This window comes from Pseudomonas sp. Arb-4-2C, assembly GCF_055755015.1.
The window spans coordinates 5,632,125-5,647,696 of record NZ_CM146899.1 but is presented as its reverse complement, the minus strand read 5'-3'; the positions used below and the strand labels follow the sequence as shown (position 1 = coordinate 5,647,696).

At 52.9% G+C, this 15,572-nt stretch carries 10 protein-coding genes and 1 pseudogene; 7 read left to right on the top strand and 4 right to left on the bottom strand.

Translation table 11 applies throughout. The annotated features are described in order from the left end of the window. Position 1 precedes the first annotated feature (1 nt). The 3 genes and pseudogenes from AC0J41_RS25695 to AC0J41_RS25685 form a co-directional block, all read right to left on the bottom strand. Entirely contained in the window at positions 2-544 is a 543-nt protein-coding gene (locus AC0J41_RS25695; RefSeq protein ID WP_473013929.1) for an adenylyl-sulfate kinase, read from the bottom strand. 73 nt (positions 545-617) lie between these two features. After that, positions 618-1,790, bottom strand: coding sequence for a hypothetical protein (locus tag AC0J41_RS25690; RefSeq protein ID WP_473013928.1), 1,173 nt, complete (start codon positions 1,788-1,790; stop codon positions 618-620). 362 nt (positions 1,791-2,152) lie between these two features. Continuing rightward, positions 2,153-2,800, bottom strand: a pseudogene (locus AC0J41_RS25685) (ATP-binding protein); the annotation flags it as partial. A gap of 235 nt (positions 2,801-3,035) precedes the next feature. Between AC0J41_RS25685 and AC0J41_RS25680 the strand changes: the two are divergent. The 5 genes from AC0J41_RS25680 to AC0J41_RS25660 all read left to right on the top strand — a co-directional run bounded on the left by AC0J41_RS25680 (position 3,036) and on the right by AC0J41_RS25660 (position 8,920). Then, the gene (locus tag AC0J41_RS25680; RefSeq protein WP_473013927.1) at positions 3,036-3,587 is read left to right on the top strand and encodes a TnsA endonuclease N-terminal domain-containing protein; all 552 of its coding nucleotides are present in this window, start codon (positions 3,036-3,038) and stop codon (positions 3,585-3,587) included. Continuing rightward, entirely contained in the window at positions 3,584-5,503 is a 1,920-nt protein-coding gene (locus AC0J41_RS25675) for a transposase (protein ID WP_473013926.1), read from the top strand. The genes AC0J41_RS25680 and AC0J41_RS25675 overlap by 4 nt, the downstream gene beginning before the upstream one ends. Then, positions 5,500-6,393 carry a TniB family NTP-binding protein gene (locus AC0J41_RS25670; protein WP_473013925.1) on the top strand — a complete coding sequence of 298 codons (894 nt, stop codon included), beginning with the start codon at positions 5,500-5,502 and terminating at the stop codon, positions 6,391-6,393. The genes AC0J41_RS25675 and AC0J41_RS25670 overlap by 4 nt, the downstream gene beginning before the upstream one ends. Then, entirely contained in the window at positions 6,345-7,463 is a 1,119-nt protein-coding gene (locus AC0J41_RS25665; RefSeq protein ID WP_473013924.1) for a TniQ family protein, read from the top strand. Before AC0J41_RS25670 ends, AC0J41_RS25665 begins: the two co-directional genes overlap by 49 nt. 455 nt (positions 7,464-7,918) lie before the next feature. Further along, positions 7,919-8,920, top strand: coding sequence for a hypothetical protein (locus AC0J41_RS25660; protein WP_473013923.1), 1,002 nt, complete (start codon positions 7,919-7,921; stop codon positions 8,918-8,920). 593 nt (positions 8,921-9,513) lie between these two features. Here the strand turns inward: AC0J41_RS25660 and AC0J41_RS25655 are convergent. Continuing rightward, positions 9,514-11,253, bottom strand: a complete 1,740-nt coding sequence (locus tag AC0J41_RS25655; RefSeq protein ID WP_473013922.1) for a hypothetical protein — start codon at positions 11,251-11,253, stop codon at positions 9,514-9,516. A gap of 618 nt (positions 11,254-11,871) precedes the next feature. On the opposite strand from AC0J41_RS25655, the gene AC0J41_RS25650 reads away from it, so the two are divergent. Together AC0J41_RS25650 and AC0J41_RS25645 are read left to right on the top strand one after the other, a co-directional pair. Next, a complete protein-coding gene (locus tag AC0J41_RS25650) occupies positions 11,872-13,182 on the top strand; it encodes an Eco57I restriction-modification methylase domain-containing protein (RefSeq protein ID WP_473013921.1) in 1,311 nt (436 codons plus the stop codon). Between the two features lie 27 nt (positions 13,183-13,209). After that, a complete protein-coding gene (locus tag AC0J41_RS25645; RefSeq protein ID WP_473013920.1) occupies positions 13,210-15,567 on the top strand; it encodes a sensor histidine kinase in 2,358 nt (785 codons plus the stop codon). Positions 15,568-15,572 lie beyond the last annotated feature (5 nt).

The window sequence follows — 15,572 nt, the reverse complement described above, 5'->3', positions numbered from 1 at the left end:
CTCAGTTCCTTCTATAAATTTTGTTGATCAAATCTTCTGCCAGGCTTTGCCTGGAGCGCTGAGGGTCGAACTCCACAAGCCAGTCTGCCGCTTGCGGCTCGTCGATGGTCAGATCAAGCCCGGCAACGTTGTGCAGTTCGCCCGCATCGAATCGACGGTAGATTCCTTTCGGATCGCGGCGCCGCAACTCCTCGACCGGGACCTTCAAATAAACTTCGAAATAGCCGGGCAGGTGGGCGCGATTCCATGCATGGACTTCGCGAAACAGCGAAATCGTTGCGATCACCACGGTCTGGCCTTGCGCGGCGATCATCCGGCACAAGTGGGCATACTGCATTGCCAGTGCCAGTCGCCCTTCACGGCCATGGTTTTGCGAGTTGGCGGCGGCTGCGCCGAATACCTCGCGCAATTCATCGCCATCGAGCATGACCACCGATTGTCCTGCTGTGCGCAGTCTGGCGACGAACTCACGGGCCAGCGTTGACTTGCCTGCTCCCGAAAGGCCCGTAATCCAGATTACCTGTCCACCAGCTTCACATTTCATAGCGTTCTGACTTGTGTTCGATTCGAGTGTATCGGCAGGCTGTTTCCTCGCATGAGGTCAGGCGTGCGTTATTTTAATGTTTGTCGCGCTGGTTAATGTCCCCGAAAGAGTCAATCGAGAGCGAACAGAACTTCGACTCGTGCCGGTACTCAATCAAGTCATGGAACACTTCCTGAGACTGGGGCAAGTCACTGTACTGTGCCTGGTAGAATTTATTGTATATGTAGTGGCTCTCTTCTTTTCCTAGCAGGCTGAACCCGAGTGCCATATCTCTTAGTTCCTCGCTACTTCTGGCGATGGGCAACATGTTTTCCATTTGCGCTAACCAGGCGTCGACCGTGAGGTTGCTTTCGTCGGTAAAAGGCACGTAGTAGATCGGCAACTTGCAGGTATTAAGCATGAACGAGACACCGCCGGTGGATGCATCGGTAATGATGGTGTCGCATTGTTTGTAGAACACCGTGCTGCTGGTGCCTGCCACGTCGACGGTTATCCATTCATAGGCGGCGAGTTCCTGGCACAGCGCTTTCACTGTGGGATGGGAAAGCTCGGCCATGTACGGGCGCAAGATGAATTTTGCGTGGGGGATCTGCGACTTGACCGCATTGATCACCGTTTGCAGGTTTTCATACAGTGTCGCTCCGTTCGGGCAGATACCCAGCTGGGTCGGCAGAAGCCCGACAACATAATCGTCCGAGGTTTTGTTCGATGGCGGTGCGGATTCGAAGATGCCGGGAATTTTCACCGGCAGCGTAGCCACTGGGCTGGTGTTACGCATATCCGAACGCAAGGCCAACCCATCGGTCAGCATCGTTTTCAGGGCCTTTCGGTCGCGACGGTATGCCTGCAATCCCGCCGTAAGCAAATCAAAGCCCGACCGGGATGATGAGATGATCGCATCCCAGTACGAGGTCAGTTCTGCATAGTAATACTTGTCTTTGGTCGGCATTCCGACATTGCCGTGACTGATGAAGATGGCAAAGTTTGAATCATCCAGCAAGCGTCCGGCATAGGCATCATTTGAGATGACAATCTGCGATTTCAGACCGGCAATGTAATCATTGCCCACCTGCTTGACCGGGAAGTCGAGGATGGCTTCGACGTCCTCTTTGCTTAAACCGGTACGGTCAGTATTCAGCACGATACAGTTATACTTGCCCCGAAGCGAGTTGAGCGCCGGAATCAGATACTCAAGATAGGTTTTGCCGCCATCAGCCACGTTACTGATCAAAAAAACATTTTTCATGATGAGGTTGTGCTTTTAAAATTTGTTTAATTGAAGTCAATATCAAGCTGACCAATAACGCCGGACAAGGACTTTGTAGTTATATATATTAAAGTTAACGACCAGGCATACGCATGCAAGCCAGAGATGGCTTGAGTCGTGACTACACTGGTTTATTTAACGGTTTTGCCCGGTGAGCAATAGAAATCTTGTCCATGATGTCCCGCCTCCATTTCCACGCTGCAAAATGCTCTATGTCTTGTCGATAGACGGATAACTAGTAAAAAAGAGCGCCGCCGTTATATCACATCTCGGCTAATGGCCATCAGTGCCCGGAGGTTTATTTTTCGGCGCGAATCTGTTTGCGACAAGCCCTGCCGTCCTTATTGTGTTGCCGGTCGGTATTGCAACGCCTCTGCCAGATGTTCGCGCCTGATGTCTTGTTCCTGGCCCAGATCCGCCAACGTCCTGGCGACCTTGAGCAGCCGATGCGCCGAGCGCAGTGACAAGGTCAGCCGTTCACAGGCTGATTCCAGCCAGGTCTCATCGGCTGTGGATAACTTGCAGTGTCGGCGCAGCCCCGGCAGATCAAGAAACGCATTGGCACACCCTTGGCGTTTCTGTTGACGTTCGCGGGCCTCGGCCACCAACGCGGCGGCGCTGGCGCTGTCCTCTCCAGGCTTTACCGCAGGGTTCAACGCCGTCGCCTCTCGCGCTACCGTCAGGTGCAAATCGATCCGGTCCAATAGAGGGCCCGACAGCTTGTTGCGATAGCGCTGGACCATGTCCGGCGTACATGAACACTTGCCACTGGGTTCGCCAAGATATCCACAGGGGCAAGGATTCATTGCCGCCACCAACTGAAACCGTGCCGGAAAGCGTACACGCTCCTTGGCCCGGGCAATCACGATGTTCCCGGACTCCAGTGGCTCGCGCAGCACCTCAAGCACCTTGCGATCAAACTCCGGCAATTCATCAAGGAACAACACGCCGTGATGGGCGAGGGTGATTTCTCCAGGTTGCGGTTTTGAGCTGCTGTGACATATGGGAATAGATGCAACGCAGCTACGCTGCAACCCGCATTATGTCGTATGATTTACCGGATTAATATGCAATTCAAACCTATCAATAGGTGCAACTGGCCAAATTATGGATAGCAATAGCTGCAACCAGCCTCGGTTCTCAGTTGCGAGGCGCATAAAATCTACGACGCGTAGCCTTTCTGGAGTGTTTGCTTTTCGCGGACAGGGCGTTGCTTTCGAGTCCATGCTTGAACGCGACTTCCTCAGTCGCATGGATTTCAGGAAGGACGTTCTGACGGTCGTATCGCAGCCGGTGCAACTGAATTTCGTTGCTCGCAGCGGCCGGTCTTACACCTATACCCCCGATTATCTTGTCCATTTCCATTCCCACACCCACCTGCTCCCCATGCTGGTGGAGGTCAAGCCGGCTGAAAACTGGCGTGAGAACTGGCGCGACCTGTTACCGAAATGGAAGGCAGCATTGCGGTATGCGAAGGAGCGAGGCTGGCGCTTCCATATCTATGACGAATCGCGGATCAGAGGCCAATCGCTGAAGAACATCCAGTACTTGGAACGATTCAAGAATGCGGATTACGCGGATCAGGATCTGGACGCCATTATTCGCACGGTCGCTTTCAAGGGCATTGCATCGGTCAGCTATCTCCTGGCACTGCACTTTCAAGGTGCTGAAGCCTTGGGCAAGTCCCACATTTTTCATCTCATCGCGACCCGTCAGCTGGATTGCGACATTTCTGGGCCTCTGAGCGATTCGCTAGAGGTCATGGTGGCCGAATGAATGAATTTGTGAGTGGACAGCCGCAGAGGGGGAAGATTGACCGGTCGTTCGTCAATATCGTGCCGGGCGAGCTTGCCTGCTACCAGAAAGAGGTATTTCGGATCACCCAGGTATTGGATTTCCAGTCCGTGCTGGCGATCAATGTCGAAAGCGGGCAACCGAAGGTGCTTCAAATCGGCGAGCTCAAGCCCTTTCTTGGAGACAAGGTCAAAGGGCCGTATGCCGATTACGACTTGGAAGACATCGGTGCCGAGGAATGGGCCATTGCACAGAAACGCTACGCCGTCATTGCACCCCTTCTGGGCATCGACGGTCAGTCACGTAGCGTGGTAGAGCAACGTGCGAAGGATGCCGGTGTTGACGCCGTTACGGTTTACCGATGGCTGCGCCGTTACAAAGAGCAAGGCGAAGTGACCGCACTCATACCGCTCAAGCGTGGATGGGGCAAAGGTCGTTCCAGGATCTCTGAAGGCGTCGAGAAGGTTATTGCCGAGACCATTGACGATTTTTACCTGACCGAGCAACGCCCTGATGTTGCCTCGACGGTTTATGAAGTCCGAAAACGTTGCAAGGCTTTGAAGCTGTCTCCTCCAACCGTGTCGACGGTGCAGGCGCGGATCAAGAACATTCCTGATCGGACGCGTTTGCGAAGACGCGGCGATAAAGAGCTCGCGGGCAATAAATATGACCCGCGTCCGGGCGGGCTCAACACGGAGTACCCGCTCCAGATCGTACAGATCGACCACACGCCGGCGGACATGATCATTGTCGACGACGTCCACCGGCGCCCCATCGGTCGTCCTTGGCTGACTCTGGCAATCTGCGTGTACTCGCGAATGGTGACCGGCTACTACCTGTCGATGGATGCTCCCTCTGCGGTCTCGGTGGCGATGTGTGTTGTCCATTCCATCCTGCCCAAGGAAAAGTGGTTGGGACTTCATGGGGTGGATGCTGAATGGCCGGTATGGGGAAAAATGAGCACCCTGCACAGTGATAACGGCGCTGACTTCAAGACCAACAGTCTTGTGCAGTCCTGTGTGAACCACAATATTCGTCGCGACTTCAGGCCAAAGAAAAACCCGCAATGGGGCGGACACATTGAGCGCTGGATGGGCACGTTCGCCGGCATCAATAAAAAAGACCGGGGCGCCACCTTCAGCAATCCTACTGAGCGTCGTGAATATGACTCTGAGAAGCAGTCGATCTACACGTTTGCAGAGTACGAGCAGCGGTTGGTCAGAAACCTCATCAAGTACAACAACAAGTTCCATGAAGAGATCGACATGGCGCCGATCAAAAAATGGAATCTAGCGTTCTTCGGAGACAAAGAGCACGACCCAATTGTGCCGCTACCGCCCAGGGTCGCAGATCCTTGGGGTTTCCAACTCGACTTCCTGCCTTCGACGCTGCGAACCATCCATCCCTACGGTGTGGAAATGGATGCGATGTATTTCGCTGAAGCACTTCGGCCCTGGATAGGTGCAACCGATCCCAAAACAGGCAAGGCGCGAAAATTCCTTTTTCGCCGCGACCCTCGGGACATCAACCGAATCTGGTTTTACGACCCGGCTTTGAAAGAACACTTCGAGGTGCCGATCATTCGCGGTCGATACGCCGGCGTTACGGTTGGTGAATACGTCAACGCCAAGAAAAAAGCGAGGAAAGCAGGACGCGACGCGGTCAACCACGACGTCATCGAACGGATGTTGGACGAGAACAAGCAGCAGGAGACTGAGGCTGCCGTGCGCACCAAGCAGGCCCGCAAAAGTGCTCAAAAGCGTACGAACAACACAAAGCAAACTACGCCGGCACGTCCCACGCCACACGTCGAGCCTAAGTTTCCACCTACTGGTTTACCTGAATCGCCGCAGCTGTTGTCGGTTGATGAAGTGGACACCTTCGGAGAAGTCTGGTGACCGATTACGTTCATATCACACCCCAGTTCAGAGACGTGATGCAAAAGACCGATCTTGATCGGCTCGCATTTCTGGATGAGCCCCGCTGGGTTGATTACCAGGCAGCTAATAATCTAATGGATATCCTCAATGGCTTGCTACGCAAGCCCGAGCGCCCTCGCATGCCAAACCTCATGCTTGTCGGTGAATCCAACACTGGCAAAACCACGGTGGTCACGCGGTTCAAGGAGCTATCAGGGCAGCCCTACATCAGCGACGATGCGGTGAGCGTGCGGCCTGTGATTTGCGCTGAAGTTCACAAGCCCGATGAGCGAGAGCTGTATAACGCCATCCTCCGAGAGTTTTGGGCACCTCACAACCCCGTCGCGCCGTTGGAAAAACTTCGACATCAGGCCATCCATCTCTTGCGTGATGCGCGCACTCGGATGCTCATCCTTGACGAAGTGCATACGATTAATAACGGATCGGCTGCCAAGCGTATGGATGTCATGAACGAGTTGAAGATGCTCTCGAACATTCTCCACATTCCTTTGGTGTTGGTCGGCACTCGAACGGCACTTCAGCTACTGGTGCTGGATTCGCAGTACTCAAGTCGCTTTGAGGTTGTCTCGCTGCCCAACTGGTCGGTCAATGCCGAATTCCAGCGTTTCCTGAAAAGCTTTGAGTCAGTGCTCCCGCTCAAATCCGCTTCAAAACTGTACTCGCCGGAGCTCACCCCGCTCATTCACGCGATCTCCAATGGCAACACGGGCAACATCGAATACCTTTTACGTGAGTGTGCAAAAGAGGCGATCCGAAACGGTTCGGAAGTGATTGACCGTCGGTTGCTCGAGAAAAACCAATGGATGCGTCCTACCAGTGCAGATGGGGTGCGGGAGCGAGTCCTGTAAATGCCGTGTGGCCATTGGTGCCACCTCTTCTCCGGGACGAGGTCATCTCGTCCTGGTTGATGCGATGTGCTTTGGCGCAGGGGTGCGATGCAACAACGCTCACAGGCGAGGTCTGGCCAAGGCTGAGATTCTGGTGCAGCGATCCGGACAGGGAGTTATCCATTGAGCAAGCCCATCGCTTAAGTCGGCTTTCAGGCATACAGGCAGCCGCGCTTCAGACGGCCACTCTACAGTCGCTGTACCATACGATGACGGGGATATCGAGTTTTCCAAGAGGGATAGCTCCCTGGTTTCTTTGTCTGGGAAGTCGAAACCGACGCCGATGCGGTGGCCTTCAATACTGCCCAAAGTGCTTCATGGAACAAATCCCCCATTACGTGCTGCAGGATCGGCTGGCCTGGCACAGCACGTGCCCGGTGCATCAGGTGATACTGCTGGATCGCTGTGAATGCTGCCAGGCACCGTTGTGCCCCCAGTTGATAACCCCGCCGCAAGAGACGCTTGGTCGGTGTCATCGGTGTGGGTATGAGCTGCGCTTAGCCTCAACTGAGGCTGCACAGGTCAGTGCTCTAAGTTTTCAACGTGAAACCGATGGCCTATTTTTCCGACATGCGCGGCGTTACGGCGATCACCTTCTGCTGCTGACGGAATGGCTTGCTCTATCGCGCTGGATGATTGGTATATTGCGCACTGCAGCGCGTGCACCCAGCCCCTGCACGCAGATGTTTTTCCGTGAGCTTGGTGTCAACCTGACCGAACTTGAACCCCCACCGACAGGCCTGCCGTTCGAGTACTTGTCACCCGCAGACCGCGCAAGCCTTCTGGTCAACGTGTGGAGCATGCTGGAGGTCGGTCCCGAACGATTGATGGCGGTGGCCGAACGCGAACGCATCCGGCCGTCGCTGCTGCTGCCGCGCGCGGGTGAATTACCGGCCTCACTTAACGGGCTGAGTGCAGTGTTGAAAAGCAGGCGACACCTCAACAACCGCCGGTCTTCAATCGACAATCCGCGCTCTGTCAAAAGCGTGTTGATGAGGTGGCAACGATTGCTCAGGAAGTTTCAACGATGACGCCCTCGGAATTGTCGCTGCAATGCGATGAATGCCAATGCATCGCGACGAAGATTCACCGGGTCCACAGGGGGCGGCGATTCTGCAACACCTGCTATGCCCGACTGTTCAAGCGCCGATTGTGTTCGGGCTGCGGCAATTTCGGCCGGCTACCTATATTTGAAAAGGACGCCAAATGCATCCGCTGCGAATCGAAAGCGCCTTGTGTACGGTGCAAGAGGATCGGAAAGCCGGTTGGAGTGATGACGCCTTACGGCCCGGCATGTGCCAGCTGTGCTCATCACTTTTCCGACCCTGAACCGTGTGAACGGTGCGGCAGAATGTCGACGCAATTAACCCGAGTGCTTGCGATCGATCCCGATGTTCGCTGCTGTCCTCGATGCGCAAGAGAAGGCGCGGCAACATGCCCGGATTGCCGGCATCACCGTTTCTTGGTTCAGTGCAACGATGGTTGCATGCGGTGCAAATTGTGCGCTGAAAAAGGCGAGGTTCAGTGTGCCACCTGTACCCGGTTGATGCCGGCGGGACGCAAAAACGAATGTGAGAACTGCGCTTGGGAAAAGAGCCTCGATAGGCGCGCGCGTATTCATGTCGAGGTGTTTGATAATGCCAGTACGCGTCAACGATTCAATGAGTTCTGTCAGTGGCTCAAAAACCAGATGGGAGCTCACAAGGCTGCGCTGAAACTCAAACACTACGTACCCTTTTTCAGTTTCTTGGATGCGCATCCTGTTGGATTGCCTTCGTATGTATTTCTGCTTGAGCACTTCAGCGCCGAAGGGCTCCGCCGAATGCAGACACCGATGCTATGGCTGCATACTCGCTATGGCATTACGGCCGATGAGCAGCTGCGCAAGGAGCATTCGGAAAAACGCAGAATTCAAGAGATGATCGAGTCGACGCCGGCGGGCGTTGGTTTGGATACGCTGCTGGGATACCGGACGTATCTATTGCTCAAGCAAGGCGACGGGAGCACGTCGATCAGCTCTGTTCGGCTCTCCTTGCGTGCTGCAAAAAATGTTCTGGCTTCTGCGTCAGAGCAGTTCGATAAGTTGCCTCCGCAAAAGACGGTGACGGCGTATCTCACCCATACGCCTGGCCAACGAGCGACCGCACAAGGTTTTATCAGTTACCTGAACCGCATTCATGGACTGAGTCTTTCTACTGAAATCAATGAACGCTCAGTCGCCAGGGCAAAAAACCATAAGTTGGAAGCGCAACTGTTCGCTTTGCTCTCCGTCGGCGGCGAAGGCGAGGCTTACGAACGCAGTTGGATCAAGGCTGCCCTGATGGCGTTACATGGTGTGCGCAATGTAAACAAGAAGGCTCTCGTATATAGCGCGATGGCCATGCAGAACGCGGCTGGGTTTAACGTTGTGATCAATGCCAAAAACTACTGGGTTCCAAGCCCGGCATCGGCACCAGGCTATTTGGCTGGTCGCTTCGACCAGCAATAGTCGTCAGCCCGCCGCAAATGAAGTTCACGTTTGCGAAGAACGCGTTCTTGACTCATTAGCATCGAGGGATCGTCCTTTAGAGCAGCATTTGTAGTCAACCGGGGTGATCCCCGTAAGCTGAATAAAAGCCCGTGCTATCAAGCTTCATTACATTCGCCCCGTAGATGAAATCAAGGCTCATCTGGAAGCTCGCAAAGCTTGGCTGATCAAATATATGCAGTCAGCGACTGTGCTGTTTGCCGGCCCTCTGGCAGATGAACAAGGGGGCTTTATCCTGGCGTTCGGTGACGACAACTCGGACATCGAAAAAATAATCGCAGAAGACCCGTTCGATATTCACAGGCTGGCGAGTTTCGAGATCGTGGGTTGTGATCCTGCCCTACGCACTGATGAGTTCCCTGCTCGGTGGGCCCATGGAGCAAAGCCGACTGCATGTATCTGAAGCATGGTTCCGTCCAAGCAGCGGGCGCTTGGCCGTGGTGAGATGAGATCTCGGGTGTCGCGAGTTGTACTGAAATTAGGGAGTTTATGTCTGGAGGATAAACTTCCTAATTTCAGTACATATCGCCGTCACACCAAGCACCGGGACTCGCTCAGACAAGCCTTATTCCTAGATGGTAGAAGGCGTAGAAAACCGTTGTGCCGACCTCCGTGTGATGGCGGAAAATGTTATGCCGATGCTTAAACCGTGTTCTCAGCTTTCGGAAATTCCCGTTGGCAGTGCGAATTTCAGTGCAAATTCTGGAGATCTCGACCAACGCTTCGGCTTCATTGTTGATCTCCATCAGAAGCCCGGACATTTTCTGCTCGCTGTACACAGTGCCGTTTCGAACCTTCTTGCGCTGGAGTTCGAACATGTAGAAGCAGCGGTCACCGATCTTGATACGAATGACCAATATCCCACGTCGCCTCACAGCATTGTCCTTGTACGCCAACCAGATCCGGCTTTTATCTGAAGGCGCTTCGGAGAGAGTAAACGTCGGAAGTGCCAGCAATTTGAAGTCTGCGCTTTGCACGAAGCCTTCGCCTTCTGATAGCCAGGACACGCTCGATAATAGTTTTTTTTCTTCTAAGCGCTGGAGCTCCGTCCATACAGCCTGAATTGCACCTCCATCTCCCTGGACGCGCTTCGCGAACGCAGTGAACTTACCGACACCCTTGTTAGATCCTCTTGGGTCTCCGGTGGAGAATACCTTGGGCGTGCCCGGTGGAATCGGGAGGACGCGTTTTTTCGAAAGCGATCGATCATCGTACGACAAGGTATGAGGACATTTGGGCCCCAGGATTTCAAATCCCGGATCGGGTTTGGACCAACGTAAGGCGCCCTGATCCGGTTCCTGATGGTCTGTGATCGAAAAAGGATCCTGCGATTTTGGCGCTTCAACTTTGATCCGCATCGTGTCTTGAGGAGTCTGATCCTGTTCAGCATCTTCCCTGGTGTATTTGACCCGGCTTATCTCATAGGAATGATCTTGAGGCTGACTCATGCCTGTTACTTCGTAGCACAGAAATGTACTGTGATTATTAATCCAGCGACCGCGAGCCTGCACCTTTGCAGGGCCTTGAAACCAAGGCCTGACCCGCAGGCCGAGCTCTTTCATATTCTTGCCGTGAGCATTGTCCAGTTCAGCGTACAGTAGCTTGGCCACCTTTTCGGTGTAGTCATTGTATAACGCGTGAGCCAGAAATAGCCCATCATCGTCAGGAACGTTGGGGTGGGGTCTGACAATCCAGCTGTTGGGATCTTTCGAGGTGTCGGCATAAAGAATCTTCTGCACTTTTGGCCAAGGATAGGTCGTCAGGATTCTGGCCATGTCCGATGTGCTGCCATAACACCGGTAGAGAAACTCGATACAGGGGATCAGCAGGTTTTTTTCATCCGGCAGGGGGAAGCTGAGAAACTCGGTCACTACATCGTCTGTTGGCCGGCCTCGCAACGGATAATCGGTTTTGAAATAGGGAGCGGATTGATGATTGCCGTGAATACTGACGTAGGACCAGGCACCTTCAGTGAAGTCCGCGGAAAACTCCTGGTCTTTACCCAGATCGGTTTCGGCAATGCATTTCCCCCCTTGCCAAATTGTCCCCAAGCGAAAGCTGCCTAACCTGCTTACGCCGATCGATGCTTGAGTCACGCCAGAGGGAATATCGTTGCGGTCTAGAAATCGAAAGACGACATCCACCAGTGGGATGCTTTCTGCTTCAAAGTTTTTTTTGATGCGTTCGTAGGACCAGACCACCACCGTGCCATTGCGGATGTGACTGATGGCTTCGCCATCTTTGGTAGTACACAGATTTAAGCGTGGCGGAACTCGCTTGATTCGATGGAACAATTCACAACTCCGAATATTCAGGAGGATCAGGCTCGTCACTGTTTGATGGCTGACTTAGCTGGACTCACGCATATCGTCCTGATTTGGTTAAAGCTCCGTCAGAGGGGCTGTACGTTACCTGCAAAAACGGTGCTTCACCAAGTTGGCAAATGGTGCTAGCGGATGGTTTTGTCTGGCGTCTTGATGAGCTGGGTCAGAAGCGCACTGCCTACCTTGCTTGGTTTGGCTCCTGTCCCCGATTCGGAGGAGCGCTCTGAGTCAACAAGCTCCAGAGAGCTAAGACCTAATGTCCCCGACCTGCGATGATGTTAAAACTCAAATCAAAAATGAGTTTTGAAGGTTTCGGCCCGCAAAAAGCTTCCCCAAGTAGCTGAAGGCTGATCTCTTGATGATCAAAATTCGCAGCTATCGTGCTAAATTGTCCGATAGGATCTAGTGCCGTCATTTGAGTCTCGGAAGGATTTTGATACCAGCGCTAGGTTGAGCCAAAATATCGTGGGTTATTAAATTTTGCGTTAATGCTGTTGGTATATTGTAATTGTGATTCTTGGCGTTAAATTAATTAAAAATCAGCTATTTTTTGTATTTGGTCTAAGCGGAATTTGGTATTATCTTTAAATGAAAGAAGCTCACTTAACACGCTGCCAAGTTGCCACGCCTCCTGACGTAGTCCGGTTGGTTTGGTCGTTAATTTCCTCGCAGCGGCCTGGGCAAGTTTTCGATTCTGTATTGGATCTTGGTGCCGGGGATGGACGCTTTAGCCATGTGGAAGGTATGTATCAATCTTATATTGGTGTTGAAAGGGATAAGAGCAAAACGCTCAATGTCAAACTTCCTCCTTCCGCTAATTTAGTCATAGCTGACGCGTTTCAGTGGAAAGGATCAGATTATGAGATATGTGTAGGTAATCCACCTTACATCCGTCATCACGGTTTAGATGCTAAATGGCGGGACTTGGCGCTGCGCAATATTGAAGCCAGTGGTGGGCCTTCCCTAAAGAAAACAGCCAATGCTTTCATTTTGTTTCTCACTCAGGCACTCACGCGCACAAAATACGATGGGATTGTCGCTCAAGTCGTACCTTATGAATGGGTGACACGGCCTAGTGCTGCGGAACTTCGTGAGTTCATTAAAGAAAAGGGATGGGATGTTTATGTGTATCGATTTGACTCAAACATTTTCCCCACAGTCCTAACCACTGCCTCCATCACGATAATCGATAAGCGAGGTACGGCTGGGACATGGAAATTTGGGACCATTAACCGTTCGGGCTCGGTTACGTTATCAAACCATGCCTCTGGCACTCGTTCAAAAGTCCTTGCGTATGCGAACGGGTCCGACATCTGTAAGGCAATACGCGGCTTGAGCCCCGGTGGCCAAGAAATCTTTGTACTCACAGAAGAGGAACGTCTATTTCATTCCCTCAAACGAGGCATTGATGTCCGGCCCTGCGTGACATCTCTTCGGTCCGTCAATCAAGAGATGGAACACTTGGATGAGGCTACGTTTGAGCGACTTTTCGTACGCGCGGGTGCCCGTTGTTGGCTGATCAGAAGCGATTTGGATGATCACTCACCAGAATTGAGGCGCTATCTTAGCGATACCAACGATGATGCTTGGAAGAAGTACAGTACGTGTACATTACGCAAAATTTGGTGGCGATATCGTCCACATCCAGCTCCCGCGTTGCTTGTAGCCTCTGGCTTCACTTCAAAGGGGCCAAAAGCGTTGCTGAACCAGGTCGGCGCAGTGGCGGTAGGATCTGTATATGGCGTCCTGCTGGACGGACCTCCTGAATTGCCGCAAATCATGCTTACCAAATTGCGAGACTATGATTTCCGACGGCGATTGGTGCATCATTCCAACGGCCTCAAAAAAGTTGAGGTTCGTCAATTGAACGCCGTTTTGGCCGACTTGCTTCCACGTTGAAGCATTAAACACAATGAGCGCGACCGCATGGCAATGGATGACCAGAAAGGTAAAAAAATTGCGCATTTCCATATCAGCGCAGCCCTGTTTGAGGAGCTAGGCGAACGTTTAGTCAGCAAACCGGAGATCGCGCTCGCCGAGCTGATTAAAAATAGCTACGACGCTGATGCCGAAACCTGCACGGTGAGGATTTCTGATGACCTCATTGAGGTGGTTGATAACGGCCATGGGCTGACGGAACACGAGTTCCTGAATAATTGGATGACCGTCAGCAGTACGAATAAGGCCAAGGCCAGGCATTCACGTAAGTACAAGCGTCAGATGGCGGGATCGAAAGGCGTTGGTCGATTCTCTGCACGCTTTCTTGGGACTGTCCTCGAAGTCGAGTCGACCGCTCACGAAGCGAGCTCCAATGCTTTGATGACGTTAAAAGCTACTTTTAACTGGCTAGACATATCAGCCAAACGCGATGTGTCTGAGATCAGCATTGAATACACCGTTGGACCCGCTGCGCACGGCCAGTCGTCTGGAGTGAAACTGTCGATTCGTACCCTGAGGGATAATGTTGCGGACCTCCCAGTTTCAAAGGTTCGCACCGATGTCCTACGGTTGGTGAAGGCTGATGGCGGTCTTGAGCAGCCAGACTTTGCCAGCAGTCAGTCCCAATCTCAATCCGATCCCGGATTCCAGATTTCCTTTCCACAAGGCGACGAAGAAGATGGCGCGCAGGAAAATCTGGCCGCTTCGATTCTTGAGAAATATATCGCTAGGGCACGGGTCGCTGTTGATGAGAGCGGCAAGGTCGACTTCCAAATTTATTGGAAAGGATTGAAGAAACCTGTAGAGAAAAAGACCTTCCAACTGGCCGAGCTGGCCAAGCCCTACACGTCCAAAGTGTTGTCAGCCCAGGCGGGGGAAGTCGATGCGCGAGGCTTGCCTGAAGAGCTGAAAAACGTTGATTACCTGCCACTGGCCCGTGGCTTCAATAGCCCCGTGCTTATGGACCTGCGCTTTTTTCCTAGTCGCCAGGGTACGTTCGCTGACCTGCCAGTCAATGGCAAGGAGGCAATGAAATGGGTCAAAGAAAAATCTGGTATAGCCGTGGTGGACAATGGTTTCGCTATGCCGGCCTATGCGGATGAAAACAGCGATTGGCTTGCAATCGAGGCGTCTAAAGCGTCGAACGAACGCAATTGGCAGTCGATATTTACTCCTTTCTTCTATCCAATGGACCCGACGGCCAAGCGAAGTCCGGGACTAAACCCCATGCTCGCGTTGCCGCGCATGTCTCAATTAATTGGCCGTGTGCATGTAGCTACGCGCAAGGTCCCGGCTGACATTAAAGAGGATGATGACTGGCTGCAGCCGAACATGGACCGGGAGCAGCTTAGGGAGAATGGTGCGTATCGGCTGCTATGGCACCTCGTCAGATTCACCGTTGAGGCTTTAGCTCACTTCGACCGATCGTTCCGGCTGAAAGACGAAGAGCGTAAGGACGCTGAGGCGAGGAAGAACGCACGAACCGGGCTTGCGTCCGCCATTGCCCAGATCAGTTCGTCTTCCGAAATTAACGCCGATCACAAACGGGCGATGCTTCGTCAACTGCAAGAGGTGGAGCAGCAATTCACCATTGCAGAGGAGTACGACAAAAGTGTTCGGATGTCGCTGGAACTTATGTCCATGATGGGAGTGATGGCTGGATTCATGACCCATGAGTTCGACAAGATTCTGGGGAGCATCCACACGGTCGGCAGTATTCTACAGCGCTTGGCAGTTGACCACCCAGAATTGGCGGACGACGCAGAGCTTGTGCTGAAGAACGAAGTCATTCTAGGCCAGCAAGCCGAATATATGCGGTTGTACGTAGGTGTATCGCGCAAGCTCACTGTCACTCCGTTTAAAGCAAAGTCTCAGGTGAAGGTTGCGATACGAACATTAGAAGCGCTTGCAATCGAACACGGTATTGAAGTTGAGATTGATATCGACGCTAACTTGCCGGGCCCGGCTGTGCCGTTGGCTGCCTACCATGGCGTGGTCATCAATCTGGTCTCCAATGCAATGAAAGCACTTGTCGCACGGGTCAGCACCGATGATCGCAAAATCAAGCTCTATGCAATCAATGCTGACAGCAAGCACGTCTTAGTTTGCGCCGATAACGGTATCGGTATTCCCGAGTATGTGCAGGATAGAATCTGGGACCCGCTGTTTACGACGACGGAAGGTCAAGACGACCAAAACCCGCTAAATTCTGGCCTGGGCCTGGGGCTGCCCGTAGTCAAACGTGTAGTTGACGGTGTAGGCGGTAAAATTGAGCTCATGAAGAGATCTCCCCCCGGATTTGTCACTGCCTTCAGAGTGGCATTTCCAGTTGAGGCTAAGGACTAAGGAGG

Bases quoted from the DNA above. Each gene is read 5' to 3' on its own strand.
- AC0J41_RS25650 (WP_473013921.1), top strand. From the start codon at position 11,872: ATGAAAGAAGCTCACTTAACACGCTGCCAAGTTGCCACGCCTCCTGAC.
- AC0J41_RS25660 (WP_473013923.1), top strand. From the start codon at position 7,919: ATGCGGTGCAAATTGTGCGCTGAAAAAGGCGAGGTTCAGTGTGCCACC.
- AC0J41_RS25675 (WP_473013926.1), top strand. From the start codon at position 3,584: ATGAATGAATTTGTGAGTGGACAGCCGCAGAGGGGGAAGATTGACCGG.
- AC0J41_RS25645 (WP_473013920.1), top strand. From the start codon at position 13,210: ATGGCAATGGATGACCAGAAAGGTAAAAAAATTGCGCATTTCCATATC.
- AC0J41_RS25690 (WP_473013928.1), bottom strand. From the start codon at position 1,790: ATGAAAAATGTTTTTTTGATCAGTAACGTGGCTGATGGCGGCAAAACC.
- AC0J41_RS25665 (WP_473013924.1), top strand. From the start codon at position 6,345: ATGGATGCGTCCTACCAGTGCAGATGGGGTGCGGGAGCGAGTCCTGTA.
- AC0J41_RS25695 (WP_473013929.1), bottom strand. From the start codon at position 544: ATGAAATGTGAAGCTGGTGGACAGGTAATCTGGATTACGGGCCTTTCG.
- AC0J41_RS25680 (WP_473013927.1), top strand. From the start codon at position 3,036: ATGCTTGAACGCGACTTCCTCAGTCGCATGGATTTCAGGAAGGACGTT.